1 protein-coding gene is annotated in these 356 nt (G+C 72.2%); it reads right to left on the reverse strand.

Translation table 11 applies throughout. The features are described from left to right. On the reverse strand, positions 1-356 hold a 356-nt coding region (locus tag D7X32_RS44760; RefSeq protein WP_147450551.1), incomplete at both ends, for an AMP-binding protein.

The following is a 356-nucleotide window of genomic DNA, read 5'->3' on the forward strand; positions in this document are numbered from 1 at the left end:
CCGTCGTCACGTGTGGCGGGCGGGACGGGAGTGAAGGTGGCGACGACGGTGCTCTCGGTGGGCCCGTAGTGATTGAAGAGTGAGGCGGGTACGGAGGCAGGCGGGCCGTGGTGCAGGGCGTCTCCACCCGTCAGCAGGGCGCGGAGGGCCATGGGGCGGGGCCATTCTTCGCGCAGCACGGCTTCGGCGAGCGGCGTCGGCATGAAGCAGGTGGTGATGGCTTCGCGGGCCATCCACTGGAGCAGTTGGGCGGGCTCCGCGCGCGCGGCATCCGGAGGGACGACGAGGCATGCGCCAGAGGCCAGGGAGGGCCACACCTCCCAGGTGGAGGCGTCGAAGGCGACGCCCGCGGTGAG

It is taken from the genome of Corallococcus carmarthensis, from assembly GCF_003611695.1.
GTDB classification, from domain to species: domain Bacteria; phylum Myxococcota; class Myxococcia; order Myxococcales; family Myxococcaceae; genus Corallococcus; species Corallococcus carmarthensis.